Below are 24672 nucleotides of genomic sequence, written 5' to 3' on the forward strand. Positions count from 1 at the left end.
TGCACTGCCGGGGGGTGGTGGCGGCCTGCCGCCGTCTTGCGAAGGCTTGGTAAAGCCCGCCTTGGTCATGCAAGCAGTCATCGCGGTCTCGTCTGGGCCGCCGTTCGAATCCTTGGTCACGCTGGCCGCGCAGGTCTTCAACGCAGCATCAACGGCCGAGTTGCCGCTCGTGCCGCTGCTGCTTGCACTGCTGCTATCCGTGGTCGTCGAAGCAGCGAAAGCCGCGGCCGAACATCCCACCAGACACGCCATCCCAAGGGACAGCAACATCTTCTTTTTCATCGATCACTTCTCCTGAACATCGGTCGATCCGATGCAGCAGTGATGCTGGGCAACAAAGTCGGAGAAACCTCGGATTCGGTGTGTCCAGGCACACACAAACCCCAACGCATCAGCCAGATTTCTCCAAAGTTGAATGTTCGACTCGGTTCCCAGGAAGTTTCCGTTTGTTTCCGGCACACGAGGAGAAGAACACCATGACGCGGCTGCAGAAGAAGCCTCACGAACTCCGCGCGCGAGCGCTCGGCTTCACACTGATCGAACTGATGGTGACCGTGGCGATCATCGGCATCCTCGCGAGCATCGCCTACCCCTCGTACCGCGACTACGTGCTGCGCGGGCGCATCGTCGACGCCACCAGCGGCCTGTCGACGATGCGCGCGAACATGGAGCGCTACTTCCAGGACAACCGCACCTACCTGTCCACGGGCAGCTACACCTCGCCCTGCCTGGTGTCCTCCACGCTGCGCATGGTCGGCACCTTCACGCTGTCGTGCGACGGCACATACGGTGCGGTGACCGCCACCACCTACACGCTGGTGGCCACGGGCAGCGATGCCACGGCGGGCTTCGTGTTCACCGTCGACCAAGCCAACAACCGCGCGACGGTGGGCGTGCCCACGGGATGGACGACCTGCAGCACCGACTGGGTGTCGAAGCGAGGAGGATGCTGATGAAACGCACCGCGCCATCCGGCGGCTTCACGCTGATAGAGCTCTCGGTGACGCTGGTGGTGATGGCCGTTCTCATGGCGCTGGCAATGCCCTCGCTCTTCGCATGGATTGCCAACACCCGGGTGCGTACAGTGAGCGACGCGCTGCAGAACGGCTTGCGCCAGGCTCAGGCCGAGGCGCTTCGACGCAGCCGCACGGCTGTGTTCTCTCTGACCAACGACACCGCACCGAAGACCAGCCTGACCGCCGTGGCCAACGGCAGCAACTGGTCGATCAACTTCGTGGCCTCGTCGACGCTCGACACGTCCGGCGTCGCTACCTTCGTCGAGGCCGGCGTGCTGACTGTTGCCGGCGCCAACGTGAGCATCAGCGGTCCCGCCGCGGTCTGCTTCAACCCGCTGGGGCGGCTGGTGGCCAATAGCAGCACGGGCGTTACGGGCGCGACCTGCAGCCTGACCTCGACGCCCACCTACAACATCACGATGACATCGGCCGACCGCCCGCTGCGCGTGGTCGTGAGCCTTGGCGGGCAGGTGCACATGTGCGACCCGGCCAAGACGTTGTCGTCCAGCGCGCCCGACGGCTGCCCGAGCTGAACATGAAAACTCCAACCCAACGCCGCATGCCGTCATCGGGCTTCGCGATGATCGAGGTGCTCGTGTCGCTGCTGATCTTCTCCTTCGGCCTGCTCGGCATGGCGGGCATGCTGGCGCGCTCGCTCACCATTTCCGTCGACGCCGAAGACCGCAACCGCGCCGCGCTCCTCGCCAACGAGATCGCCAGCACGATGTGGCTGAAGAGCTCTATCTCGATCGACACCACCTCATGGCAAACGCGCGTGAGCGACCTGAGCAACGGCGGCCTGCCCAACGCCACGCTGACGGTGACGGCCGTCTCGGGCGCAACCAACAGCTCGGGCACAGCCAATGCCGCGGACATAGTGATCGCCTGGCGCGCCGTGACGCGCGAGTCCACCGCGACCAACGCCGCCAGCCAGCTCGTCACGCGGGTGGTGCTGCCATGAAGCACATGAGACGCATGAGACGCGTGCAGCAACGCGGCGTCACGCTGATCGAGCTGATGGTGGCGATCATCATCGGCCTGGTGGTGACGCTGGCGGTGACCAGCCTGCTGATCTTCGGCGAATCGAGCAAGCGCACCACCACCGCCACCAACGACATGGGGCAGACCGGCGCCTATGCCGCCTATGTGCTGGACCGCGCTGTGCGCGCCGCCGGCTCGGGCTTCACGCAGTCGTGGAGCCTCGCGGGCGCCTTCGGCTGCCTGCTGAACGCGACGCTGCCGAGCACGCCCAACCTGCCGCGCAGCACGGCCTTTCCCGCGCCCTTCGCCACCGCCTTTCTGGGTGGTGCCAGCGGCAGCGCCAACCTGCGCGTGGCGCCTGTGCTGATCGGCAAGAGCCAGTCCGACGCAGGCTCCGACGTGCTGATGGTAATGGGCGGCACCGCTGCGTCGGGCGACGTGCCCCGGCTCATTCTTTCAAGCGGCACGTCGAGCAACATCCTGCGCCTGAACAGCACCGTGGGCCTGGCTGAAGGCGACCTCGGTCTGGTGAGCGCCAGCGGCACCACCGACTGCCTGCTGGAGCAGGTGCACGCCAGCACCGCCTTTGCCGACATCAGCGGCAACGACGCACTGCCGCTGGGCAGCACCTACTACACAGCGTCGGGCTCGTCGACCAGCCTGGCCACGCTGGCGGCCAGCGGCAGCGGCTACTTCACGCCGCTGGGCAACGTCAACGCGGGCAACACGCAGTTCCAGATGTTCGGCGTGGGCAGCAACAACACGCTCTACAGCTACGACCTCCTGATGAGCAACGGCACCGATGCGTCGCAGGCCATTGCCGACGGCGTGGCCGAGATGCATGCGCTGTACGGGCTCGACACCAACTCCGATGGCGTGCTCGATACCTGGGTAGACCCCGGTGCCACCGGCTACGACATCGCCACCATGATGACCACGCCTGCTACCGCGCGGCAAGTGGTGGCCATCCGCATCGCCCTGGTGCTGCGCAGCGCGAACCCCGAGCGGGCGAACGACAACGGCGAGCTGCCCTCGCCCGCCTCGCTCACGCTGTTCAGCGACCTCGCCACCTCGCTGCAGCAGACGATCAGCTTCAGCACCAGCGAGCAGCACTTCCGCCATCGCGTCGTCGAATCGACGATCCCTCTTCGCAACGTGCTGCTCCTGCCCACGTCATGACACCTGCTTTCTTTTTTCGCGCTTCGCGCGCCCGGCGCCAGCGCGGCGTGGTGCTGCTGTTCTGCCTGATCGTGCTGGTCATCCTGCTCATCGGCGGCGTGGCCGTGATGCGCTCCACGCAGACCTCGCTGGCGAGCGCCGGCAACCTCGCGTTCCGGCGCGACCTCTCAAGCCAGGGCGAGCAGGCGGCCTCCAACGTGCTGACCGCTTTCAAGAGCGGCGTGCTGAAGACGGCCACGCTCTCGGCGGCCAGCATTTCCTCGGCCAACTACAGCGCGGTCGAGCTGACAGCCAACGACCAGGGCATTCCGCTGGTGCTGCTGTCGAGCAGCAGTTCGCCCAGCGGCACCGACTTCACCGGCACCACCTTCAGCCCGACGGCGTCGGACCTGACGGGTGCGACCTCGGACATCACGATCCGCTACGTCATCGACCGCCTGTGCCGCGCCGCCGGCACGGCGACGACCAGCACCTGCGTCTATTCGCCTTCGAGCAGCGACGTCACCGGCGGCAGCAGCCAGCTGCCGGCGAGCCAGCGGCCGGCGTCGAGCATCTCGCCCGTCTACCGGCTGAGCGTGCGCGTCACCGGCACGCGCTCGACGCAGGTGTTTCTCCAGACTTCGTTCACCCGGCCCGAGTAACTCCGATGAAACCGATGAATCCGACAAATCGCCTTCGCGCTGTTGCCCTTGCACTGACCACCGCCGCCTTGCTGCTGGGCGCGCCATCCTCGCCCGCCGCGACACTGGCCGACCAGCCGGTCTTCGCGAGCGCGGACGTTCCGGGCAACCTGGCGCTCACGCTGTCGGTCGAGTACCCGACCGCCATCAGCGTAGCCAACCTCGGCAACTACGCTGACAGCTCGACCTACCTGGGGTACTTCGATCCGCTCAAGTGCTACACGTACACGCTGAACGCCACCACGCCGGCGAGCAGCTATTTCCAGCCGGCGGGCCTGGCGACCGGCACCAACTACCACACCTGCTCCGGCAAGTGGAGCGGCAACTTCATGAACTGGGCGACGATGCAGACCATCGACCCGTTCCGATGGGCGCTCACCGGCGGCTACCGCAGCGTGGACACGACGACCCAGACCATCCTCGAGAAAGCCTGGGGATCGAGCCAGGGCTCGCAGACCAACTTCCCGTTGCGCGGCACCAGTCAGGCAACCTCGACCGGCCACAACGTGGCGTCTTCGCTGATCTCGTCGGTAACGCCCCTGAGCTGGACCTCGTTCAACACCAGTATCTGGAAGCGCGGCAATACCATGGTGTTCTCGGGCACCGGCAGCAGCTACAGCAACACCAGCGTTTCGGGCACCGACTGGGTGAGCGCCTCGTCATCGAACAATGCGGCCAGCACCTACCGCGTGTACATCCGCGTTCTGGTGTGCGATTCGAGCAGCTCCGCGGGCGGCGTGGAGTCCAACTGCGTGCTGTACCCGAACGGCCAGTACAAGCCCGAAGGGCTGATGCAGAGCTACGCCAACAAGATCCGCTACGGTGCCTTCTCCTACCTGAACGGCAGCGGCGCCACCAACCAGGGCGCGGTGCTGCGCGCGCCGATGGGCTTCATCGGGCCGACCTATCCCACGCCACTGTCGACCACCGTCACCACCAACAGCAAGGCCGAATGGAGCTCGGCCACCGGCATCATGGTGACGAACCCCGACTCGGCCACCGCCACCGCCACCACCTCCACAAGCGGCGTCACGATCAGCAACAGCGGCGTGATGAACTATCTGAATAAGTTCGGCACCACCGCCTCGTCGTACATGACGTACGACAACGTCAGCGAGCTCTACTACGCGGCAGTGCGCTACTTCGAGAACCTCGGCAACGTGTCGACGTGGACCAGCTACATCACGCCGGCCACCACCTCGTCGTCCACCACGCGCAGCACGCTGCTCGATGGCTTTCCGGCCGTCACCACGTGGACGGATCCGATCCTGTACGCGTGCCAGAAGAACTTCATCCTTGGCATCGGTGACACCAACACCCACTATGACTACAACGTGGGCGGCGGCACCCTGACCAGCACGCGCACCAAGCCGTCGGCCGTCAGCAGCGACACGCTCAACCTGGCGCGCACCTACACCAACAACCTGCTCACGCTCGAAGGCCTGAGCTCCAAGGTCGATGCGTGGTGGAACAGCTCCTACGCCACCTACTACATGGCCGGGCTGGCCTATGGCGCGCACACCACCGACATCCGCTCCGACCTGACTGGCACGCAGACCATCTCGACCTACTGGATGGACGTGATGGAATACCAGACGGCGGCCGACAAGAACCCCTACTGGCTCGCAGCCAAGTACGGCGGCTTCACCGTGCCATCGAGCTACGACCCGACCCAAACCACGACGGCGCTCACGCAGAGCTGGTGGAACAGCAGCAGCGAGACCATCACGATGGGGACTGCCACCGAGTACCGGCCCGACAACTACTTCCTGGCGGGCAGCGCCAGCCAGATGGTCTCGGGCCTCACCAAGGCCTTCTCGGCCATCGCCACGGCCGTCAGCGCCTACACCACATCGCTCGCGCTGTCGTCCGCGCAGGTGAGCGATTCGGGCAGCGCCGCCTATGCCGCGCAGTACGCCTCCAAGACGTGGAGCGGCGTGCTGACCGCCAGCAGCGTGACCATCGGCAGCGACCTCACCACCACCTCGACCGTGATGTGGACCTCCACCGCCAAGCTCGCCACGCAACTCGCCAGCACCGGCTGGAGCACAGCGCGCCGCATCGCCACGTGGGATGGCAGCAGCGGCCAGCCCTTCCGCTATGCAAGCCTCACGACCAGCCAGAAGGCCGCGCTGGTCACCTCCTACCGCGGCAGCGACGGGTCGGACTACCTGAACTACCTGCGCGGCGACCAGACGCAGGAATCGGGCTCGACCACCAGCGGCAGCAGCCAGGCCTACCGCGCGCGCTCGGTGCTGCTGGGCGACATCGTCGGCTCCAAGGTCACGCCGGTGGCCGCCCCCAGCCTCACGTATTCGGACTCGATCAACCCCGGCTACGCAGCCTTCAAGACCACATGGGCCAGCCGGCCCACGGTGGTCTACGTGGGCGCCAACGACGGCATGCTGCATGCGTTCAACGGCACGCTGTCGGGCACCGACGCGGGCACCGAAATATTTGCCTACGTGCCGAGCGCGCTCTTCCAGGGGCCGAGCGGCACGCCCAACACATCCGCATCCGACGGCCTCACTGCCCTGGGCAACCCCAGCTACAGCCACCGCTACTTCGTCGATGCGACGCCGCTGGCCTTCGACATCGATTTCAACTATGCGGGTGGCTCACTCACCACGACTTCCTCCTCCACCTCGGACTGGCGCACGGTGCTGATCGGCGGACTCGGCAAGGGCGGCAAGAGCTACTACGCGATCGACGTCACCAACCCTGCAGGCATGACCTCCGAATCGGTGGTTGCGGGCAAGGTGCTGTGGGAGTTCACCGACTCGACCATGGGCTACAGCTACGGCGAGCCGACGGTGGTCAAGACCGCCAAGTACGGCTGGGTGGTCGTGCTCACCTCGGGCTACAACAACACTGACGGCTACGGCTACATCTACCTCGTCAACCCGAAGACCGGCGCGCTGCTTGAGAAGATCAAGACCGGCAGCACTGCACCGGGGCTCACGCATGCCTCGGCCTACGTGCGCGACTTCACCGACGGCACGGCCGACGCCATCTACGCCGGCGACCTCAACGGGCAGGTCTGGCGCTTCGACGTCACCGGAACCTCGACATACAGCGCACCCTTGCTGCTGGCCAACCTGACCGACGCCAGCGGCAATGCACAGCCGGTCACCACGCAGCCGCTGATCGAGGTGCAGCCGAGCACGAAGAAGCGCTACGTGCTGCTGGGCACCGGCCAGCTGCTGTCCTCCAGCGATGTCAGCTCCACCGCGGCGCAAGACTTCTACGCGCTGATCGACGGCACGTCTTCGGCCTTCAACACCGCCTCGTCGCTGCCCACGGGCGTGAGCTTTCCGCTTGCGCGCAGCAACCTCACCGCGCTGACCGACCTGACCAGCGCCGCCAGCTTCGGCAGCACGTCGATGGGCTGGTACGTCGACCTCGGCACCGACAGCAGCAGCGGCATCGCCTGGCGCATGATCACCAGCGCGACCACCACCAGCGGCGTGGTGGCCTTCGCCTCGACACTTACCACGGCCGATGCCTGCAGCCCTTCCGGCACCAGCCGGGTCTACGCCATCAACTTCGGCACCGGACAGTCGGCATTGGAAAACAACGCCGCCTACATCTCCGAGTCGTACGCGGTGACGGACCTGCGATTCACCAGCAGCACCAATGGCGGCACCACGCTGTCGGTGGGCTCCAGCACCGGCACGGTCGAGAACCTGAAGGTGTCGCTCTCGTCGAGCCTGAGCCTTCGGTTGCTCAACTGGCGCGAGGTGCCGGTGGTGGAGTAAGGCGCAAGGCAGGTCCCTCAAGATATAGCCCACATCGCCACGCAGACTCGCCGGCATGTGCACTCCTGCAGCTTCACGCCCATGGATCCGCCTGCGCTGGCACCAGCCGTGCGTGGGCCTGTTCGGGCACCCCGTCGAAGACCACTGGCTGTGGGAGCCGGACACGCCTTCGGTGCGCGCCGCGTTCCAGGCCGCCGTGGAAGCCGGCAACAGGGCCCATGGCGCAGGGACGCACTGGGTGGAGCAAGAAGAAGTCGAGGCGACCGCCATCCGAGCGCCGCGATGACGACCTGTTGATTGCCACCGCCCCGAGAGCCACCACCGCCAGTGGCAGTCGATCTGTCGAACCCGGGGAAGGCAATCCAATCGCTCTGATGGGCCTAGATGTGAACCGTCAAGAGGTTGTTTGCAGATTCGAGCCTGTGCATCGGACCGATACGCCCAATGCCGCTGTGTGGTCGGTGCCAGTTGTAGTGGTGTCGCCAACTGGCGAGGGCATCGGTTCGCTCGGCTGACTTCTGGTACGTCCGCCGTAGGCCCACTCTCGCAGCGCCGACTGAATGAAGCGCTCGGCCTTGCCATTGGTCTGCGGCCGGTATCCTGCTTGCCCAGCATCCCGCAGTACTGGCGCGTAACACCGACCGAATGGCGGCCCTTCTTCGGAAACCCGGTGTCGTCGCTGATCCACCAGCCGCCCTGGCTGAAGTCCATCCTGGGCATCACCCACTGATACACGCGACGCAGCATCTGGGCGTCAGACTATTCGGCCTTTGGCCACGAAGTGGTGTAGTGATTGGTGCCGCGCGCTGGCGTGCGTCGGATCCACCCGCACGGCCATGGGCTCCACGCTCTTGCGCGACAGCGGAAGCATCAAGCCCGTGCAGCAACACCCTGCTCTGGCAGAGCATGATCCTGCACGCAGAGTCGATCATTCGTGCGACCGCACGTGGAATTCGCCTGACGGTAGGTACTCACCCGTGATGTGGCCGCCGGTACCGTCGCCGACGGTGCCGTGGTTGATCTTTCGGGGGATTCTTCTTCGCGCAGTCGATGAACTCGGCCTGCGTGTTTCTAGGCACCGACGGGCACACCGCGAAGACGAAACGGATGTGCCCGAGAAAGCTCACTGGATTAAATCGGTTAAAGGATCGTAAGGCGCGCCGACTACCTGCGGCCCCGAGCCGAGATTGCCGCTCGAGCCGTTGAACACATGTCGCCCAGCCGGCGCCAGCACCACGAAGTTCGTTCCGATGATGTCACCCGCTGAAGAAGGCGGGTGGCATCATTTGCCATGCCGTTGCCTATTAGGCAATAGCTCGTTGCTTTATCTCTAATTGTAGTAATGCTCGCGGCACCCTACATTGGCCCGAACCGCACTGCCGCCACCCACGATATGCCCCGTTCCGCCTGCCTTGCCACCGCCACCGCCTGATTCGACGAAGGCCACTGCTTCGACGTGCTGCGGCGGCGCCTGGCCCTGCGCACGGAGAGCGCCAGCGGCGCGCCCAATCCCGCGCTGGAGGCTTACTTGCAATTCACACACCTTCGGAGATGCCCATGCCATCCTGCTCCCGCCGTTCCACCTTTCGCGCGCTCGGCGCGCTACTGGCCGCGAACGTGCTGCCCTCGCTAACCCAAGCGCAGGCCTGGCCTGTCAAGCCCATCAAGCTGATCGTGCCGTTTCCGCCGGGCGGAGGCACGGACCTCGCGGCGCGCATCATCGCAGTGCGTCTGAGCGCGCAGTTGGGCCAGCCCGTGGTCGTCGAAAACCGGGCGGGCGCGTCCGGCGCCATTGGCATCGTGTCTGTCATCGCGTCCGCCCCCGATGGCCACACGCTGCTGTTCTCCGGCTCCAGCAGCTACACGGTCAACCCGGTGGTGCGCAGCAAGGTCGGCTACGACCCATTCAAGCAGCTGTCTCCCGTGGCCATGGTGGCCCGGGCGCCGCTGGTGCTGGTGACCGCCGGCCAGGGACCGTTCAAGAGCTTGAAGGACCTGCTGGCCAGAGCCCGAGCGACTTCCGGCGGCGTGAGCTACGCCACCTTCGGCCCGGGCTCAGCGCCGCACTTGGCCGGCGAACTGCTGGCCGGCGCAGCCGGCGTGCCGCTCGCAGCCGTACCCTACAAGGGCAGCTCCGAAGCGGTCATCGGCGTGATCCGGGGCGACGTGAGCTTGGGCATCGACACCATGGCCGCGATGAACCCGCATCTGCAGTCAGGCAAGCTGCGCGCGCTGGCAGTCGTAAGTGAAAAGCGGTCGACCCTCATGCCGCAGGTGCCTGCCTATGGCGAACTGCAATTGCAGCCAGCGTTGCTGGACGCCTGGTACGCGGTGGCGGCACCCGCGGGCCTGCCGCCGACGGTCAAGGAGGCGCTGCTCAAGGCGCTCGGGTCGGTGATGGCCGAGCCCGAGGTGCGCCACCAGCTCTTGCAGCAGTCCATGGAGCCCGTCCTGCTCGGGCCCGCCGCGCTGGCCGAAGTGATGGATTCGGAAATCTCTCGCTACCGCGCACTGGTGGTGCGCCTGGGACTGCGCCTGGATTGAGCCTCCCGGTTCAACCGCTTCCCTTGGGTCGAACTTGAATGTTTGAGCATCACGAACAACCTCAGTCCCTTCACGCTTTGTCGCATGCTACTCGGCATGGACAGCGCTCTATTCCCCGATGAAAGACCCTGCGCTCGATCTCAATGATGTCGCGATGTTCGTGGAGGTTGTGTGCTGTGGCAGTTTCGCCGAGGCAGCCCGACGCCTTCGCGTGCCATCAGCGACCGTCAGCCGGCGCATCCAACAACTCGAAATACACCTCGGTGTCCGGCTGATGCACCGCTCCACCCGAAACTTGACGTTGACGGAAGCGGGCCAGGATTTTCATGAGCAGTGTGGCCCGGCAGTCCAGGAGCTGATGAGGGCCGGTCGGCGGCAGAGGATGGACAACCGAGAACTGAAGGGCTTGGTGCGGGTGGCAGCGCCAGTTAATTTTTTCAAGCTCTTCCAGATGGAATGGGCCAATGCATTCCTCGACGAGCATCCACTGGTGAGGCTCGAGTTCGTGCTCAGCGACCTCCTGGCCGACCTGATCGCCGAGCGCATCGACATCGCTTTCCGCGGTGGTCCTTTGTCGGACTCAAGCTACGTTGTACGGAAGATCTTCACCAGCTATGGAGAGTTGCTTGCCAGCCCGGCCTATCTCGCGGCGCACGGGGCCCCCACGACCCTGCAGGAACTGACGAAGCACGAGTGCGTGATTTCGCCGCCGGACTCCGGCAATTGCTCCACCTGGCGCCTGCAGGGCCCCGATGACACAGAGGTTGATGTCAAAGTGAGCGGGCGTTTCATCAGCGATTCCCTGGATGCGCAGCGACTGGCTGCCTGTGCCGGACTCGGAATCGCTGCACTGCCCTCGGTCTTGACCGTTGCCGACGTGGAATCGGGCAAGCTCGTCCCTGTTCTGCCGCAGTACAAACGGACCGGCCACGGTCTGAGTGTTCTCTACACGAGCCAACGACAGCTCCCGCAAGCGGTGTCGGCGTTCGCCGACATGGCGGTGGCAAAACTCTGCCTGCAGGATTGGGCCCCCCGCACCGGGATCCGGGCAGGTAAGCCAGTTCCGATTCCCCATCTTCCTGCTCAGGCTCAAGACGAGTCGATGCGAACCGGCGCCGGATTGCCCTTGGTCTCTGTGTAAGAGCATGACGAGTTCGAAGAGCGAGGACGCGCAGGCAGCCGCATCGAGTAATACTGACGAGGCCTTGCCCACGCCTCTCATGCGCGAAGGTTTGTTTCTATGACCACAGCCTATAGTGGCGATGCGATCGCGATCGTCGACAACGATCTGCACATGAGGGAATTGCTCGGTAGTTATCTTTCGCAGGAAGGCTTTGAAGTATTCGAAGCCGAGGATGGCGCATCACTTTCGTCAATCTTGTGTCGCCGCGCCATTGCCCTCATCGTGCTTGGTCTGCAGTTGCCAAGCGAGGACAGCCTCTCGATCTGCAGGCGATTGCGTGCGGCGGGTGTACGAACACCGATCATCATCGTCAGCGCGAAGGCGCATGATGCCGATCGAATCGCCGGCTTGACGATGGGTGCGGACGACTATGTCTGCAAACCATTCAATCTGCGGGAACTGCGCGCTCGTATCCAGGCCATCCTGCGGAGGAGCCCTCCAAAGGAGGAGCCGGGTGGGCCTTCGATCAGAAACGAGGTCGTCCGATTCGGAGCATTCGAATTCAACATGGGCATACGCACGCTCCAGAAAGACAGTCGGATTCTGAACATCACGACGGTTCAGTTTGCGATACTCAAAGTGCTGGTCCGCCATGCAGGACAGCCGCTGTCACGGGAAAAACTTGCGCAGGTGGCGCGTGGCCGCGAGCACGGCGCTTTCGAACGAGGTTTGGATGTGCAGGTCTCGCGCATTCGAAAGCTCTTGGAAGACGAGCCGTTTTCGTACATCCAGACGGTTTGGGGCGTGGGGTATATGTTTGAGCCCAGCGGCAGGGGCGATGCAATCCGCCGCTACCGATGAACGATTCGCGGTAGCCCTCATGCTTACGTTACAGGTACTGCCCGCCGCAGCGCCATGCCCAATACCTATGCTGCAGGCACTTCAACAGCAGCCATTGATCTTGCGTATTTTGTGGTTGACCGATCGACTGGCGTCCGTCGGCTTCCCTATCGCACCGTTAGCGGTCAAGGTCGATGCCGGCATCCACGAGTGGCTTGCGGTTGCGCTCCCGCGTGACTTTGCGGGCTTTGCGGGCTTTGCGGGCTTTGCGGGCTTTGCGGGCTTTGCCAGGATGAAACCCCGAATCATCCTCCTCACGCGTCGCGTCACCATGCGGCTATCTGCCGCGAACTCTTCCACCATCCGAACGATCTTGTGCCGAGCAATGCCGCGAAAGAGGGCTGGCACTTCTCATGAGTAGTTGCCTGAGCAGCATCTCAGCGTCGTCATCTCATAGCGGTGACGGCGTTTGTCGACATGGTTACGGAAAATCTAGGCATGCAGGAGTAGATGTCTGCATTCAATGGGAAAACTTCCTGGGTGCTCAGCGCCACTGCCATTGCTCTAAAAAATGAGTGCCTGCATTCCATTTTTCATGGCTAGTAGAAAGTGTGTGATTTTGCAAATAATTGTCACGCAAAGTTTCCCGATGAAGCGCGTGCCTGCGCCGTTTGGGGATCCGATTTTTTGTGGCGAGGACGAGTGGCAGATGCGAATACGACTCTTGAGAGTTGAGAGCGGCGAAACAGCAACAGTGTGTGATCGACATCGCAGCCCGAAGGATCTCGGCTTCACGCTGATCGAAGTCATGATCACCGTGGCCATCGTGGCCATTCTTGCGGCCGTCGCGCTCCCGAGTTATCGCGACTATGTTCTGCGCGGCCAACTGGTTGACGGCACCAATGGCCTAGCTGCCATGCGCGCGGACATGGAGCGCTACTACCAGGACAACCGGACCTATGACAAAGCGAACGGCTTCGTTCCGCCCTGCATTGCCACGGCCAGCAGAACCAACGTCGTCGGCACTTTTCAGTTGTCTTGCGTCACCGCAGCCACCTCAACGACATACACACTGCAGGCCATCGGCAGCGGACCCACCAAGGGATTCACTTTCATGGTGGACCAACTGGGCGTTCAAAGCACCACGATCACGAGCGTGTCAGGCTGGACCGGCTGCGACAAGACCTGGGTGACCAGGCGGGGTCAGTCGTGCCCGACGTGACCGGTCGCATGGTTCGCCTGTCGGGCTTCACGTTGATCGAGATGATGGTGACGATCGCGCTGATGTGCGTTCTGACGATGCTGGCCATGCCGTCGTTCACCACATGGATCGCCAACAACAAGGTCCGCACCGTCAGCGACTCGCTGCAGAACGGACTGCGCTTCGCACAAGCCGAAGCATTGCGCCGCAGCCGGCCCATGGTCTTCTCGCTCACCAACAGTGCGGCGCCCAAGAAGAACATGACCGCAGTGGACAACGGCAGCAATTGGTCGATCAGCGTTTCCAAGTCAAGCCTGGATGCGAGCAGTGTGTTCGTACAGGCCGGTGTGCTGCTGGACGTCGCATCCGGCGTTCAGATCAAAGGGCAAGCGGCCATCTGCTTCAACGCCATGGGGCGCCTTGTGGCGAACACCGATACCGGCGTGGCCGGCGCCAACTGTGACACCAACACCAGTACAAGCACGAGCTCATCGGTCTTCACCTACGACATCACCGTGAACGGTGCCGACCGGCCACTGCGTGTGTTGGTCGGTTTCGGAGGGCAGGTCCGCATGTGCGACCCAGCCCGCAAGCTGGCAGATTCTCCTGATGGTTGCCCATGAAGAAAAGCTTCCGCAAAGCCTCCAGTGCGAGGCAGTCGGGCATCGCACTGCTCGAAGCGCTGGTGTCCATTCTCTTGTTCTCGCTGGGCATCCTCGGCCTGATCGGCCTGCAGGCGCGCGCCATCAGCCTGTCGACGGACGCGCAGGACCGCAACCGCGCCGCGTTGCTGGCCAACGATATCGCCAGCGCGATGTGGCTCGGCAAGTCGGTTGTCGTGGACACCAGCGCCAGCTCGGTCTGGCAGAAACGCGTAAGTGACACCGCCAACGCAGGCCTGCCGAACGGCGCCGTGACCGTCGCCGCAGTGACCGGCACCACCAACAGCGCCGACATCCAGATCACCTGGAAGGCACCCGACCGGGCAAGCGCGAAGACCGAACAGAGCAGCACGCTCACCACGCGGGTGACCCTCCCATGAAGCAACGAGGCCTCACACTGATCGAGCTGCTCGTGGCCATGGTCATCGGACTGGTCGTGACGCTGGCCGTGACCAGCATCGTGGTGGTGGGCGAGACGCACAAGCGCGTCACCACCTCGACCAACGACATGGAGCAGGCCGGCGCGTATGCGGCCTATGTGCTCGACCGCGCGCTACGCAGCGCCGGCTCTAGCCTGGCCCAGTCCAGCCAGCCGCCCGACCGGGGCGTGTTCGGCTGCAGGCTCAACGCGGCCTCCCTGCTGCCGGCCGCTGCCGAGTTTCCCACGCCCTTCAAGAAGGCCTTTCTGCCCGGCGCCACGTCCGACCTGCGCGTGGCGCCCGTGCTTATCGGCAAGAGCCAGTCCGACACCGGCTCCGACGTGCTGGTCGTCATGGGCGGCGATGCCGTGGCGGGTGGCATACCCCGTGGCCTGACGGACCCTGGCAGCGCCACGACGCTCGCAATGGACAACACGGTCGGTGTGTCCGCAGGCGACCTCGTGCTGGTCAGTCAGCTGAACACGACGGACTGCTTGCTCGAACAGGTCACCGGCACCACGGCCAAGGTGTTGACCCTGGGCGGCAAGTACTACACAGCCGGCAAGTCCACCTCGCTGGAGACACTGGCTGCAAGCACCTCGACCTACGTCACACCGCTGGGCAATCCTGTGAACAGCAATGTCCAGTTCCAGCTTTTCGGCGTGGGCGACAACCACACGCTGGTCGGCTATGACCTGCTGCAGGGCGCCGGCAATGTCACGCAAGCGCTTGCCGACGAAGTGGCCGAACTGCATGCCATCTATGGCCTGGACAGCGACGGCGACGGCATCCTCGACAGTTGGGCGGATCCGGGCGCCACGGGCTTCGACATCGCCACCGTCATGAAGGCGCCGGCCACGATGCGACAGATCGTCGCCGTTCGCGTCGCGCTGGTCATGCGCGGCGTGAACAAGGAAAAAGACGTCGTTTCGCCGCCCAATCTCACGCTGTTCGGCGACTTCCAGGACGCGTCGAAGAAGTCGCTCGAACACCTCGTGACATTGAGCACCGACGACGATCGGCACTACCGCTACCGGGTCGTCGAATTCACCATCCCGCTGCGCAACATGCTGCTGCTATGAAGATTTCCATGTCCTTGCGGGCCGCGCGCCAGCGCGGCTTCGTCCTGCTGTTCTGCCTTATCGTTCTCGTGATCCTGCTGGCTGGCGGCGTGGCGGTGGTGCGCTCCATGAACACGTCCCTGACATCCGCCGGCAACCTGGCCTTCCGGCGCGACCTCGTGAACCAGGGCGAGCGCGCCGTGTCCCTCGTGCTGGCCAAGTTCGCCGGTACCGGAACGCTCGCGAATGCGACGGACGATCTGCCCGGGGAGAACTTCAAGGCGACCAAGCTCGATACCAACACGCAGGGCGTGCCGAATGCGCTGCTGGACGACAAGACATTCGCCGCCGTCGGCAAGGCGTCCAACGACATCGCCGACGCCGCCGCGCAGGTGAGCATCCGCTATGTGATCGATCGCCTCTGCGGCAGTACCGGCCCGGCCACCAGCACCGGCTGCGTGCAATCTTCCGCGGCCCCGGCCGGAGGCACCGTCACGCCCACGCCGCCGCCGGCACCACCCACCGCAACGATCTATCGCCTGAGCCTGCGCGTCAGCGGTCCCCGCGACACGCAGGTGTTCATGCAGTCGACATTCACCAAACCGGATTGAGAAGGCACAGCATCTCCATGACAAGCGTTTTTCGTCGTTCATCGACAGTGGCCTCCAGAGCTGGTCTGATCGCAGTCGCATTGCTGGGCTTGTCGAGCACGGCTGTGCTGGCGGCCACCGCGAAGCTGTCCGATCAGCCTGTCTTCGCAACGGCCGACGTCCCGGGCAACCTGCTGCTGGCACTGTCGGTGGAATTCCCCACTGCGATCAGCGTGGCGAACCTCAACGACTACGCAGATGCCACCGAGTACCTGGGCTACTTCGATCCCCGCAAGTGCTACACGTACACGTACGTCGAACCGGTCGTGAAGAAGGGTGCCGCATCCAACAGCTACTTCCAGCCGGCGGGTGCGGCCACTGGCTCCAGCAAGCACCGTTGTTCGGGCCAATGGAGCGGGAACTTCATGAACTGGGTCACGATGCAGACCATCGACCCGTTCCGATGGGCGCTCTCAGGGGGCTACCGCAGCGTCGATACGACGAGCGAGACCATCCTGGAGAAGGCATGGGGCTCCAATCAAGGCAACCTGACAAACTTTCCCCTGCGGGGATCCGACCAGCCCACGGGCCACAGCCTGCCCAGCGCCCTGATCTCCGCTGTCACGCCATTCAGCAAGTGGAGCAACTTCAACTCGAGCATCTGGTCGCGCGGCAACACCATGGTGTTCACCGGAACGGGAGACCTCACAGGGACTGGGGACCTCACCGAGACGGGAGACGACCTGAGCAATCTCGACTCTGCGAATAGATCGAAGAGGGCAGACTCTCTCTACCGGGTTTACATCAGGGTCAAGGTCTGCGACACCGCGGCCACGGCCGGCGGCGTCGAGGCCAACTGCATCAAGTACGGAAGCAACTACAAGCCGGAAGGGCTGCTGCAGCAGAACGCCAGCAAGATCCGCTACGGCACTTTCTCGTTCCTGAATGCCGGGGGTGATACGCAGCAAGGCGGTGTGCTGCGGGCGCCAATGGGCTTCATCGGGCCAACCTACCCGCAGCCGTTGTCCACCGCAGTGGTTACCAACACCCGCGGCGAGTGGGACGCCACGACCGGCATCATGACCACCAATCCTGACACCGCTTCTGCGACGGCCAGCGGCGTGTCGCAGAGCGGGGTGATGAACTACCTCAACAAGTTCGGCCAGGTCGCGAAGAGCTACATGACGAACGACAACGTCAGCGAGCTCTACTACGCGGCGCTGCGGTACTTCGAAAACCTCGGCAATGTGGCGGAGTGGACCAATTCGGTCGCGGCCAACGCGACAGACAGAGACACCAAGCTCGATGGATTTCCGGCAGTGGTCGACTGGAAGGAGAAGGACCCCATCGTTTACTCCTGCCAGAAGAATTTCATTCTGGGCATCGGCGACGAAAACACCCACTACGACTACAACGTAGGAGGAAGTTCAGTCAGCAGGCCGCGGGCCATTCCTGCAGCGGTGGCGGGGGACACGCTGAACAAGGCCGATGCGTGGACGAAGAATGTGCAAGCGCTCGAGGGCTTGAAATCGACCCCTTGGTGGAACAGCACTGCGACCTACTACATCGCAGGCTTGGCTTACGGCGCGCACATCAACGACATCCGCCCGGACCTGACCGGTGTCCAGAACATCTCCACCTATTGGATGGATGTCATGGAATTCCAGCGGGCCAAGGACCGGAATCCCTACTACCTGGCGACCAAGTACGGCGGCTTCAGCGTGCCCGCAAGCTACGACGCGGCCAACACCACGTCGCCGCTGACGCAGAACTGGTGGAACACGGCGGGCGACAGTATCGACATGAACGGCAATACCCGCCTGCGGCCCGACAACTACTTCCTGGCGGGCAATGCAGGGCAGATGGTGAGCGGCCTGAAGTCGGCATTCACCGACATTGCCAATGCCATCAAGGCATACACCACGTCTTTCTCCCTCTCGTCCGCGCAGGTGTCTTCCACCGGCAACGCCTCCTATGCGTCGCAATACGACTCCAAGGGATGGACGGGTGTTTTGACGGCCAGCACCATCAGCTTCACAAGCGACGGCACACCGTCGGCCGCACCGGCCTGGTCCACCAGCAGCACGCTCGAAACCCAACTTGCCAGCGGTGGTTGGGACGGGGCGCGGCGCGTCGTCACGTGGGATGGCAGTAAGGGCGTCGCATTCCGTGCCGCCAGCGTGACCTCGGCACAGCTGGCCGCGCTTACGCCTGCCTATGCAACGGGCAATACCAGCACCGACTACCTCAACTACCTTCGGGGCGACCGCAAGAACGAAACCGCGTCGACCGTCGCCGGAAGCACCAGGGCCCTGCGCGCTCGAACTCTCCTGCTGGGCGACATCGTCAACGCGAAGGTGACACCCGTCGGGCCGCCCATCCAGAGCTATTCGGAGAACAGCAACCCGGGTTATGCCGCATTCAAGGCCAAGTGGACCGGCCACCGTTCCACCATGGTCTACATCGGCTCGAACGACGGCATGCTGCACGCCTTCAACGGTGCCCTCTCGGGCACCGCTGCCGGAACGGAGCAGTTCGCCTACGTGCCGAGCACCTCGTTCCAGGGGCCGAATGGCACGCCGCAGGTGGACGGGCTGGCGCAGCTCGGCAACCCCAACTACGCCCACCACTACTACGTGGATGCGACACCACTGGCCTTCGATGTCGACCTAAACAGCGCCGGCGGTGTCTTCACCACCACGAGCAATGGCAGCAATGCCGACTGGCACACGCTGCTGATCGGTGGACTCGGCAAGGGCGGCAAGAGCTTCTACGCGATCGACGTGACCGACCCGGCCAGCATGACCAGCGAGGCCGCGGTGGCGGGCAAGGTGAAATGGGAATTCACCGACACCACCATGGGCTACAGCTACGGCGCGCCTACGGTCGTGAAGACCAAGAAGTACGGCTGGGTCGTGCTGCTGACCTCGGGCTACAACAACAGCGATGGCAAGGGCTATCTGTACATCGTCAATCCGAAGACCGGTGCGTTGCTCGAGAAGATAGCGACGCCGACGTCTTCCAATGGACTCGCGCAGGCCTCCGCCTACGTCGCCGATTTTGCCGACAACACGGCCGATGCCTTCTATGCGGCAGACCTCGACGGACAGCTCTGGCGCTTCGATCTCACAGCCGCCAAGGGCAGCACCGCCACTTACCCGGCGCCGACCCTACTGGCCACGCTGGCCGATGCATCCGGCACCGCGCAGTTCGTCACGACCACGCCCCTGATCGAGATCAATCCCGTCACGCGCAAGCGCTTCGTGCTGCTCGGAACCGGCAAGCTGCTGGACTCATCGGATGTGAATTCGAAGGCCGCGCAGTCGTTCTACGCCATCATCGACGGAACGGCCGGCGCCTTCAGTACCGTTCGCACCCCGATCACCCGCGCAAAGCTCACGCAGGTCGCCGACGTGACGACGGGCACCACATTGTCGAACACCTCGCTCGGCTGGTACCTCGACCTGGGCACCGACACCAATGTCAGCTGGCGCATGGTTTCCAACCCCGTGGCCTTCAACGGCGTCGTGGCCTTCTCCAGCCTGCTGACGACGGGCGACGCCTGCAGCCCGTCGGGGCAGAGCCGGGTCTATGCCATCAACTACGGCACCGGAAAATCGGTGCTGCTGTCGTCGCTGACCGGCTATGTGGCCATCGCCGCCGCCGTGACCGATCTGCGTTTTGTCGGTGTGGGCCGGAACATCCAGCTCATTGCCGGAACGACCAAGGGGGATATCACCAAGATTCCCACCGACCCGAAGAGCGGCATCTCGTTGCGCCTGTTGAACTGGCGCGAAGTGCCCGCAGTGAACTGATGCTGAAAACTACTCGACCGATTCCACAACGCTCCATCGACATGTCTGACGCACGGGCCCACGGATTGCATGCGTTCGGGAGGACAGACATTTCCGTTTTTCGGCTCGGCGTCTACAAGTTGCCGAGCGCCGAAGTCGACGTGATTCGAACCATCATCCAACTGTATGCGAACGACGGCGCTTTTCCGTGGACGCTGGTCAATGCACCGCCGTATGACGCGCTGCTTGTCGATGGGACTGCGACGGAGGCCGAGCGCTCCGAGTTGGCCCGCATGACCGGCTTCGTGCTCGCGCTCACGCGCATGAATTCCGACGAGCGACCCAGTACGCTGGCGCGACCGATACGTGCCGACAAACTGCAGCAGTGGCTGAACAGCACCGAACGCGCTTTGCGCGAGGCGCAATCGGTGGAGATGGCCGCGGACGATCAAGCCGCCCTGAAAATCGAAGTTTCCAATTCGGTTCGCTTCATGCTTCGGCGCTGGCCTTCGGCCTTGCTGTTGCGCAATGACCTCGACAAGGTGCGGATGGCAAGCCTGCTGTCACGGCGGGCATTGAACGCCATCGAGCTGGCAGACATCAGCGGATTTCCGCTTTCTCAATGCGTCACATTCCTGCATGTGCTGCGAGTAGCGGGCACGCTGGAACTGCATGTGGCGCCAGTTGCCGCGGCACAGGTGGAACCATCGAGATCCATGGAATCCGATGCAATCATCCGCAGCGGCTATGCGCGGAGCCTCGTCAACGGCATCCGTCGCCGGCTGGGCCTCGGAATGCCGTGAAGGAATACAGGATTCTTTTCACGGGAACCGTGGGTGCGGGCAAGACGGCGGCGATTGGATGCGTGCGTAAGGTATTGCCTGTCATGATTGATCTGCCGAACTCTGACGCGTCGGTCGCGAAAGCATTCACTATCCAGAAAAATCCGGGTGTTTCCGGTCCCTGGCGTGGATGTGCCGCGCAAGGACGAAGTGGTGTTGCTGATCGACGCGCTACTGGCATAGCTCAAAGCCGACAGGTCGGGAGGCAAGCGGGGAGTTCCCAATCAAGTTTTTCCAAAACGGCCAAGGCACTGGCGCAACGCGAAGCGCAGAAATTGCGTGATGAACGGGGGGCGTAACTGCGGTGATGGTAGCCGATAGTTTCCATGTGGCTTCCGAGACAGGGGACGCTATCGGCCCCGGTTGTGTGGCGGCAATGGCCTGCTCCATTACTGCGATCAGCGACGCCGCCTTCGAGAAGGTCTACTTCGGTCGCAACAGGACCGCGATGATTCGGACAGCGTCGGGCTTCGCCGTCGGCTGCTGCGTGCACCGCTCGCGATGGCAAGCTCGTCGTCAACGTGATTACCCAGGATGGCGCTGTCCTTGCACCAGTCGCCTATCAAACCGCTCAACTGGCCAAGGCTCTCGCCGACGCATCTCAGCCGAGCTCTTTGCCCGCTGGGCGAGCCGAAAAAACCAATAAACACTCGTTGGAGTCGCATCCCATGTCCCTTTTTCCCGTGCTGCGTGCCACGATTATTCCCTTCGCCGTCGCGCTCGCGGCGCTACCGGCCCAGGCCGCCGGCGACACAATGAGCAAGATCCGCGCAACCCGCATGATCGTGCTCGGCGTGCGCGAAGCCGCGCCGCCCTTTTCGTTCGTCAATGCGCAGAGGCAGCCAGTGGGCTATTCGGTTGACCTGTGCCTGAACGCGATCGAAGAGATCAAGCGCGAGCTCAAGCTTCCCGACATCAAGGTTCAGTACAAGCTCGTGGCCGGCCCGGAACGCATCCCGAAGCTGCTCGCCGGCGAAATCGACCTCGAGTGCGGTTCGACGACCAATACGATGGCGCGCCAGGAGAAGGTGGACTTCAGCTACACCTTCTTCGTCGCCTCGATGCGCGTGCTGACGAGCAAAGACCTTCAGGTGGAGACAGTGAAGGATCTGAAGAACCTGCGGGTCGCGCTGAGCAAGGGCTCGACCTCGGAAAAGCTCTTCAAGCAACTCGCCGATGGAGAACTGCGCGACGCGCGGTTCTCCACCTACGAAAACAACGGAGAGGCCTACAAGGCCCTGAAAGAAGGCAAGGTGCGCGCATTTGCGCAGGATGATTCGCTATTGCAAGGCCTGGCATCAAATGACAAGGCGCTCGATAGGCTAAGCCTGAGCAGGCTCGCGCTGTCGGTCGAACCTTACGCGGTGATGGTGCGCAAGGGTGATACGGCGTTGCTCGCGGCCGTCGACCGGAGTCTCGCGCAGCTGTACGCGAGCGGCGAGATCAACGCGCTTTACGACAAGTGGTTCAAAACCGATGCGCTCACCATCAAGATGGGGCGCCTGACACGAGACAGCTTTGTTCGGCCGAACAAGCAGGCCGGCATCGCGATGGTGCTCGGCTATTCGATCTGAGTCGCCGTCCGATGTGCGCATCGACGGCAGGGCCATCGCACAGAGCTCGCATCGACTGCTTGATCGTCGGGGGGCCCTTTGTTCTTCGTGCGTTTTAGGGCGGTGCGCTTCACCCAGGAGTAGGAGTTCATGGTCGGAGGGTTCTGCATCCTGAACGGGGCCATGGCCTACGTTGCCGAGGTTAGCCGACGCGCCTCCCGTTGCGCGAGCGCTCTATGACTGAGTGCTTGCGCTACAACTCGGCCGCCGTGTCCATCTGTGAGTTTGGTGGGTACGCTGGCCGAGCCAATTGGGGGATTCAAGACGGGTTTGCCGGCTTTCAATTACCCACAATTCTGTGAGCGCGATCGGCGTCATGTCGGCCGAATGATCATGATGTCCGTTGATCGGCGAACAACGAGATATGGGTCGACAAGAACCGATGGCAACGCTCGCAGGATTCACCAATGCCGGCAAGACACTAAGTGTTGGATTCCGCCGATCTCTGACCCAACACTGTATCAGCCGCGTGCCCAGATACGCCTCCAACCGCGGGATGCGTCGGCTCATCGTGGCCGAAGACATGCGCAGCCGTCGCGCGGCCTCGGCGAAGCTGCCGCAGCGCGCAATCTGCACGAACATGGCGACTTCATTTAAGTCGAGCACAGAAGTTCCTTCCGCCAATGGCCGGGGGTCATCAGCGCCGTGATCGCAGCGCCGATGAGTCGCAGCCGGTGCCAACACCAGCGTCGACCCAACCTGCCCGTGTAATCCTGTGGATCTCCGGCAACCCGGCCCGCACCCATGTCGGCCTCTCGTCCAACGGACCGTGGTGCACTTCAAGGCCGGCCTCGGCGCACAAGACTAGGCCGGCTGCAATGTCCCAGGCCTGCACGCGATGCTGCAGGTGCCCATCGAGGCGGCCGAGCGCGCTGAAGGCCAGGCCCAGGGTGGTGCAACGGTAGGACTCGACCACCCACCCCGCCTCGCGCAGGCGGCGCGTCGTGGCCAGCGCGTCCTCGAGATCCAGGTCGGCGTCGCCGACCGAGGCCAGGTGCACGTCTCCGAACGGCCGCTGCGGCTGCGCTGCAAGCCCGTTGACGAACAGCCCGAAGCCGGCCTCGGCGCCGACGATCAGGTCCAGCGCCGGAAACGCGATCACACCGATGCTCGGCTTGCCGCCACGCACCAGCCCGAGCGACACGCCCCACAACGGCAGGCCGCGCAGGAAGTTGCTCGTGCCGTCGATCGGATCGATGAACCAGGTGGCATTCGCGCTGGGCCACCCGCCGCCCTCTTCGCCAATCACCGCATCGCCGAAGAATTCCAGCGCGAGCCGCGCGCGGATCAACTGCTCTACTTTTTCGTCGGCTGCCGACACGAAGTCCTGTGGCCCCTTGGCACGCATGCGCAGATTGCCGCGGTCGTTGAACGCTTCGAGCGCGCATGCGGCCGCGTCGGCCACGATGCGGTGCGCTCGCGCCAGTCCGTCGGGCATTCCTGCGCGAACCTGGCCCGGTTCGTTCGCCGCGGTCATCGCACGGCTCCCGCACCCTGGCGATGTTTGCTGCGTGCCAGGTAGGCCACCAGGTCCGGCACGACATCGGTCTGAATCGCACCCACGCCGATGTCGAGCAGGCGGCCCCAGACGGCATCGGCATCCTGCAGCGCATGCGTGTCATTGAAGTCCAGGCTGTGCGAGCAATCGATGGTGTTGACCCACAGGCGCGCGCCCTGGCGCCGTAGTTCGTCGCGGCCGGCCTCGAGGTCTGCAAGGTCGGCGAAGCCCACTTCGTACATCAGGCAGCCCAGCGGCTCGAGCCAGCGCAGGTCTTCGGCAAAACGGCCGGGGCGGGCCTGCATCATCGGCACGAAGGCGATGCGGCCGAAGAAGGGGCTGGCCCGGACCTGGTCCACGTGCCGCTGCTCGGTGATCGTGGCCTTGACGAACACCTGGTCGGCCATGCCCGCGGCAATGACGGCCTGCGCGACGTGGTCGGCCATCAGCGTGTCCTTGACGTCGATGTTGACCACCACGCGGTCGCGCGCCGCTTCGAGTGCGCTGGCCAGCGTGGGCAGGCGCTCGTGCGTCGGCACCAGCGCGCTGCCGCCGTCGCGGGGCTTGAGGCGGGCCCGGCGCACCTGGTCGAAATCGAGCGCGGCCACGGCGCCGCGGCCGGTCGTGGTGCGTTCCAGCGTCGGGTCATGCAGCAGCACCAGCACGTCGTCGCGCGTGGCGCGCACGTCGAGCTCGATGATGTCGGCGCCCTGCGCAATGGCGTCGTCGAGCGCGGAGATCGAGTTTTCGGGGAGCTCCCGCCAGGCCCCACGGTGCGCGGCCACGAGCACGCGGGGGTTCGAGGGGCCGATGAGTGCGGTGGTCGAGATGCAGGAGTCGTCGGTTGGCAAGAATGCGGAAACAGCCATTG

21 protein-coding genes and 3 pseudogenes are annotated in these 24672 nt (G+C 63.9%); 19 read left to right on the forward strand and 5 right to left on the reverse strand.

Annotated elements, in window-relative coordinates:
• Positions 1–67: 67 nt before the first annotated feature.
• The 8 genes from ACSFBF_RS33440 to ACSFBF_RS33475 all read left to right on the forward strand — a co-directional run bounded on the left by ACSFBF_RS33440 (position 68) and on the right by ACSFBF_RS33475 (position 7900).
• Positions 68–298 (forward strand): hypothetical protein, encoded by a 231-nt coding sequence (locus ACSFBF_RS33440; protein WP_435462779.1) that lies wholly within the window; start codon positions 68–70, stop codon positions 296–298.
• 178 nt (positions 299–476) lie between these two features.
• The gene (locus tag ACSFBF_RS33445) at positions 477–953 is read left to right on the forward strand and encodes a type IV pilin protein (RefSeq protein ID WP_435462778.1); all 477 of its coding nucleotides are present in this window, start codon (positions 477–479) and stop codon (positions 951–953) included.
• Entirely contained in the window at positions 953–1549 is a 597-nt protein-coding gene (locus ACSFBF_RS33450) for a pilus assembly FimT family protein (protein WP_435462777.1), read from the forward strand. Before ACSFBF_RS33445 ends, ACSFBF_RS33450 begins: the two co-directional genes overlap by 1 nt.
• A gap of 2 nt (positions 1550–1551) precedes the next feature.
• On the forward strand, positions 1552–1977 hold the full coding sequence (locus ACSFBF_RS33455; RefSeq protein ID WP_435462776.1) for a type IV pilus modification PilV family protein: 426 nt from the start codon (positions 1552–1554) through the stop codon (positions 1975–1977).
• Between the two features lie 5 nt (positions 1978–1982).
• Positions 1983–3176, forward strand: coding sequence for a PilW family protein (locus ACSFBF_RS33460; protein ID WP_435474559.1), 1194 nt, complete (start codon positions 1983–1985; stop codon positions 3174–3176).
• Complete coding sequence (locus tag ACSFBF_RS33465; protein WP_435462774.1) at positions 3173–3817, forward strand: pilus assembly PilX family protein; 645 nt, start codon at positions 3173–3175, stop codon at positions 3815–3817. The genes ACSFBF_RS33460 and ACSFBF_RS33465 overlap by 4 nt, the downstream gene beginning before the upstream one ends.
• Before the next feature lie 14 nt (positions 3818–3831).
• Positions 3832–7614, forward strand: a complete 3783-nt coding sequence (locus ACSFBF_RS33470; RefSeq protein ID WP_435462773.1) for a pilus assembly protein — start codon at positions 3832–3834, stop codon at positions 7612–7614.
• A gap of 55 nt (positions 7615–7669) precedes the next feature.
• Entirely contained in the window at positions 7670–7900 is a 231-nt protein-coding gene (locus ACSFBF_RS33475; RefSeq protein WP_435462772.1) for a hypothetical protein, read from the forward strand.
• A gap of 94 nt (positions 7901–7994) precedes the next feature.
• Here ACSFBF_RS33475 and ACSFBF_RS33480 read toward each other — a convergent pair.
• A pseudogene (locus ACSFBF_RS33480) lies at positions 7995–8212 on the reverse strand (integrase core domain-containing protein); the annotation flags it as partial.
• Positions 8212–8536, reverse strand: a pseudogene (locus tag ACSFBF_RS33485) (transposase); the annotation flags it as partial. The pseudogenes ACSFBF_RS33480 and ACSFBF_RS33485, both read right to left, overlap by 1 nt.
• A gap of 635 nt (positions 8537–9171) precedes the next feature.
• On the opposite strand from ACSFBF_RS33485, the gene ACSFBF_RS33490 reads away from it, so the two are divergent.
• The 11 genes from ACSFBF_RS33490 (at position 9172) to ACSFBF_RS33540 (ending at position 22264) form a co-directional block, all read left to right on the forward strand.
• Positions 9172–10158: a Bug family tripartite tricarboxylate transporter substrate binding protein gene (locus ACSFBF_RS33490; protein ID WP_435462771.1), complete on the forward strand. Its 987-nt coding sequence runs from the start codon at positions 9172–9174 to the stop codon at positions 10156–10158.
• 118 nt (positions 10159–10276) lie between these two features.
• Complete coding sequence (locus tag ACSFBF_RS33495; RefSeq protein WP_435462770.1) at positions 10277–11299, forward strand: LysR family transcriptional regulator; 1023 nt, start codon at positions 10277–10279, stop codon at positions 11297–11299.
• 99 nt (positions 11300–11398) lie between these two features.
• On the forward strand, positions 11399–12142 hold the full coding sequence (locus ACSFBF_RS33500; protein ID WP_435462769.1) for a response regulator: 744 nt from the start codon (positions 11399–11401) through the stop codon (positions 12140–12142).
• Between the two features lie 628 nt (positions 12143–12770).
• Entirely contained in the window at positions 12771–13343 is a 573-nt protein-coding gene (locus ACSFBF_RS33505) for a type IV pilin protein (protein WP_435462768.1), read from the forward strand.
• Positions 13331–13945 (forward strand): pilus assembly FimT family protein, encoded by a 615-nt coding sequence (locus ACSFBF_RS33510; protein ID WP_435462767.1) that lies wholly within the window; start codon positions 13331–13333, stop codon positions 13943–13945. Before ACSFBF_RS33505 ends, ACSFBF_RS33510 begins: the two co-directional genes overlap by 13 nt.
• A complete protein-coding gene (locus ACSFBF_RS33515; RefSeq protein ID WP_435462766.1) occupies positions 13942–14364 on the forward strand; it encodes a type IV pilus modification PilV family protein in 423 nt (140 codons plus the stop codon). Before ACSFBF_RS33510 ends, ACSFBF_RS33515 begins: the two co-directional genes overlap by 4 nt.
• Positions 14361–15485, forward strand: a complete 1125-nt coding sequence (locus ACSFBF_RS33520; RefSeq protein ID WP_435462765.1) for a PilW family protein — start codon at positions 14361–14363, stop codon at positions 15483–15485. Before ACSFBF_RS33515 ends, ACSFBF_RS33520 begins: the two co-directional genes overlap by 4 nt.
• An 8-nt stretch (positions 15486–15493) precedes the next feature.
• On the forward strand, positions 15494–16075 hold the full coding sequence (locus ACSFBF_RS33525) for a pilus assembly PilX family protein (protein WP_435462764.1): 582 nt from the start codon (positions 15494–15496) through the stop codon (positions 16073–16075).
• A 17-nt stretch (positions 16076–16092) separates the two neighbouring features.
• Positions 16093–19869 carry a pilus assembly protein gene (locus ACSFBF_RS33530; protein ID WP_435462763.1) on the forward strand — a complete coding sequence of 1259 codons (3777 nt, stop codon included), beginning with the start codon at positions 16093–16095 and terminating at the stop codon, positions 19867–19869.
• 41 nt (positions 19870–19910) lie between these two features.
• The gene (locus tag ACSFBF_RS33535; RefSeq protein ID WP_435462762.1) at positions 19911–20651 is read left to right on the forward strand and encodes a hypothetical protein; all 741 of its coding nucleotides are present in this window, start codon (positions 19911–19913) and stop codon (positions 20649–20651) included.
• 707 nt (positions 20652–21358) lie between these two features.
• On the forward strand, positions 21359–22264 hold the full coding sequence (locus ACSFBF_RS33540) for an amino acid ABC transporter substrate-binding protein (protein ID WP_435462761.1): 906 nt from the start codon (positions 21359–21361) through the stop codon (positions 22262–22264).
• A 495-nt stretch (positions 22265–22759) separates the two neighbouring features.
• On the opposite strand, the pseudogene ACSFBF_RS33545 reads toward ACSFBF_RS33540, so the two are convergent.
• From ACSFBF_RS33545 to ACSFBF_RS33555, 3 genes and pseudogenes are all read right to left on the reverse strand, one after another.
• Positions 22760–22909, reverse strand: a pseudogene (locus ACSFBF_RS33545) (helix-turn-helix domain-containing protein); the annotation flags it as partial.
• Positions 22910–22940: 31 nt separating this feature from the next.
• On the reverse strand, positions 22941–23741 hold the full coding sequence (locus ACSFBF_RS33550) for an inositol monophosphatase family protein (RefSeq protein WP_435474565.1): 801 nt from the start codon (positions 23739–23741) through the stop codon (positions 22941–22943).
• A 35-nt stretch (positions 23742–23776) separates the two neighbouring features.
• Positions 23777–24670, reverse strand: a complete 894-nt coding sequence (locus ACSFBF_RS33555; protein WP_435462759.1) for a glycerophosphodiester phosphodiesterase family protein — start codon at positions 24668–24670, stop codon at positions 23777–23779.
• Positions 24671–24672 lie beyond the last annotated feature (2 nt).

It is taken from the genome of Variovorax nivicola (assembly GCF_051216475.1).
Taxonomy (GTDB): Bacteria; Pseudomonadota; Gammaproteobacteria; order Burkholderiales; family Burkholderiaceae_C; genus Variovorax.

What these genes read in the sequence shown, in the direction of transcription:
- ACSFBF_RS33445 (WP_435462778.1), top strand. Translation starts at nt 477, where the DNA reads ATGACGCGGCTGCAGAAGAAGCCTCACGAACTCCGCGCGCGAGCGCTC.
- ACSFBF_RS33550 (WP_435474565.1), bottom strand. Translation starts at nt 23,741, where the DNA reads ATGCCCGACGGACTGGCGCGAGCGCACCGCATCGTGGCCGACGCGGCC.
- ACSFBF_RS33440 (WP_435462779.1), top strand. Translation starts at nt 68, where the DNA reads ATGCAAGCAGTCATCGCGGTCTCGTCTGGGCCGCCGTTCGAATCCTTG.
- ACSFBF_RS33495 (WP_435462770.1), top strand. Translation starts at nt 10,277, where the DNA reads ATGAAAGACCCTGCGCTCGATCTCAATGATGTCGCGATGTTCGTGGAG.
- ACSFBF_RS33450 (WP_435462777.1), top strand. Translation starts at nt 953, where the DNA reads ATGAAACGCACCGCGCCATCCGGCGGCTTCACGCTGATAGAGCTCTCG.
- ACSFBF_RS33500 (WP_435462769.1), top strand. Translation starts at nt 11,399, where the DNA reads ATGACCACAGCCTATAGTGGCGATGCGATCGCGATCGTCGACAACGAT.
- ACSFBF_RS33490 (WP_435462771.1), top strand. Translation starts at nt 9,172, where the DNA reads ATGCCATCCTGCTCCCGCCGTTCCACCTTTCGCGCGCTCGGCGCGCTA.
- ACSFBF_RS33470 (WP_435462773.1), top strand. Translation starts at nt 3,832, where the DNA reads ATGAATCCGACAAATCGCCTTCGCGCTGTTGCCCTTGCACTGACCACC.
- ACSFBF_RS33555 (WP_435462759.1), bottom strand. Translation starts at nt 24,670, where the DNA reads ATGGCTGTTTCCGCATTCTTGCCAACCGACGACTCCTGCATCTCGACC.
- ACSFBF_RS33460 (WP_435474559.1), top strand. Translation starts at nt 1,983, where the DNA reads ATGAGACGCATGAGACGCGTGCAGCAACGCGGCGTCACGCTGATCGAG.
- ACSFBF_RS33525 (WP_435462764.1), top strand. Translation starts at nt 15,494, where the DNA reads ATGTCCTTGCGGGCCGCGCGCCAGCGCGGCTTCGTCCTGCTGTTCTGC.
- ACSFBF_RS33515 (WP_435462766.1), top strand. Translation starts at nt 13,942, where the DNA reads ATGAAGAAAAGCTTCCGCAAAGCCTCCAGTGCGAGGCAGTCGGGCATC.
- ACSFBF_RS33535 (WP_435462762.1), top strand. Translation starts at nt 19,911, where the DNA reads ATGTCTGACGCACGGGCCCACGGATTGCATGCGTTCGGGAGGACAGAC.
- ACSFBF_RS33475 (WP_435462772.1), top strand. Translation starts at nt 7,670, where the DNA reads ATGTGCACTCCTGCAGCTTCACGCCCATGGATCCGCCTGCGCTGGCAC.
- ACSFBF_RS33465 (WP_435462774.1), top strand. Translation starts at nt 3,173, where the DNA reads ATGACACCTGCTTTCTTTTTTCGCGCTTCGCGCGCCCGGCGCCAGCGC.
- ACSFBF_RS33520 (WP_435462765.1), top strand. Translation starts at nt 14,361, where the DNA reads ATGAAGCAACGAGGCCTCACACTGATCGAGCTGCTCGTGGCCATGGTC.
- ACSFBF_RS33530 (WP_435462763.1), top strand. Translation starts at nt 16,093, where the DNA reads ATGACAAGCGTTTTTCGTCGTTCATCGACAGTGGCCTCCAGAGCTGGT.
- ACSFBF_RS33540 (WP_435462761.1), top strand. Translation starts at nt 21,359, where the DNA reads ATGTCCCTTTTTCCCGTGCTGCGTGCCACGATTATTCCCTTCGCCGTC.
- ACSFBF_RS33505 (WP_435462768.1), top strand. Translation starts at nt 12,771, where the DNA reads ATGAAGCGCGTGCCTGCGCCGTTTGGGGATCCGATTTTTTGTGGCGAG.
- ACSFBF_RS33455 (WP_435462776.1), top strand. Translation starts at nt 1,552, where the DNA reads ATGAAAACTCCAACCCAACGCCGCATGCCGTCATCGGGCTTCGCGATG.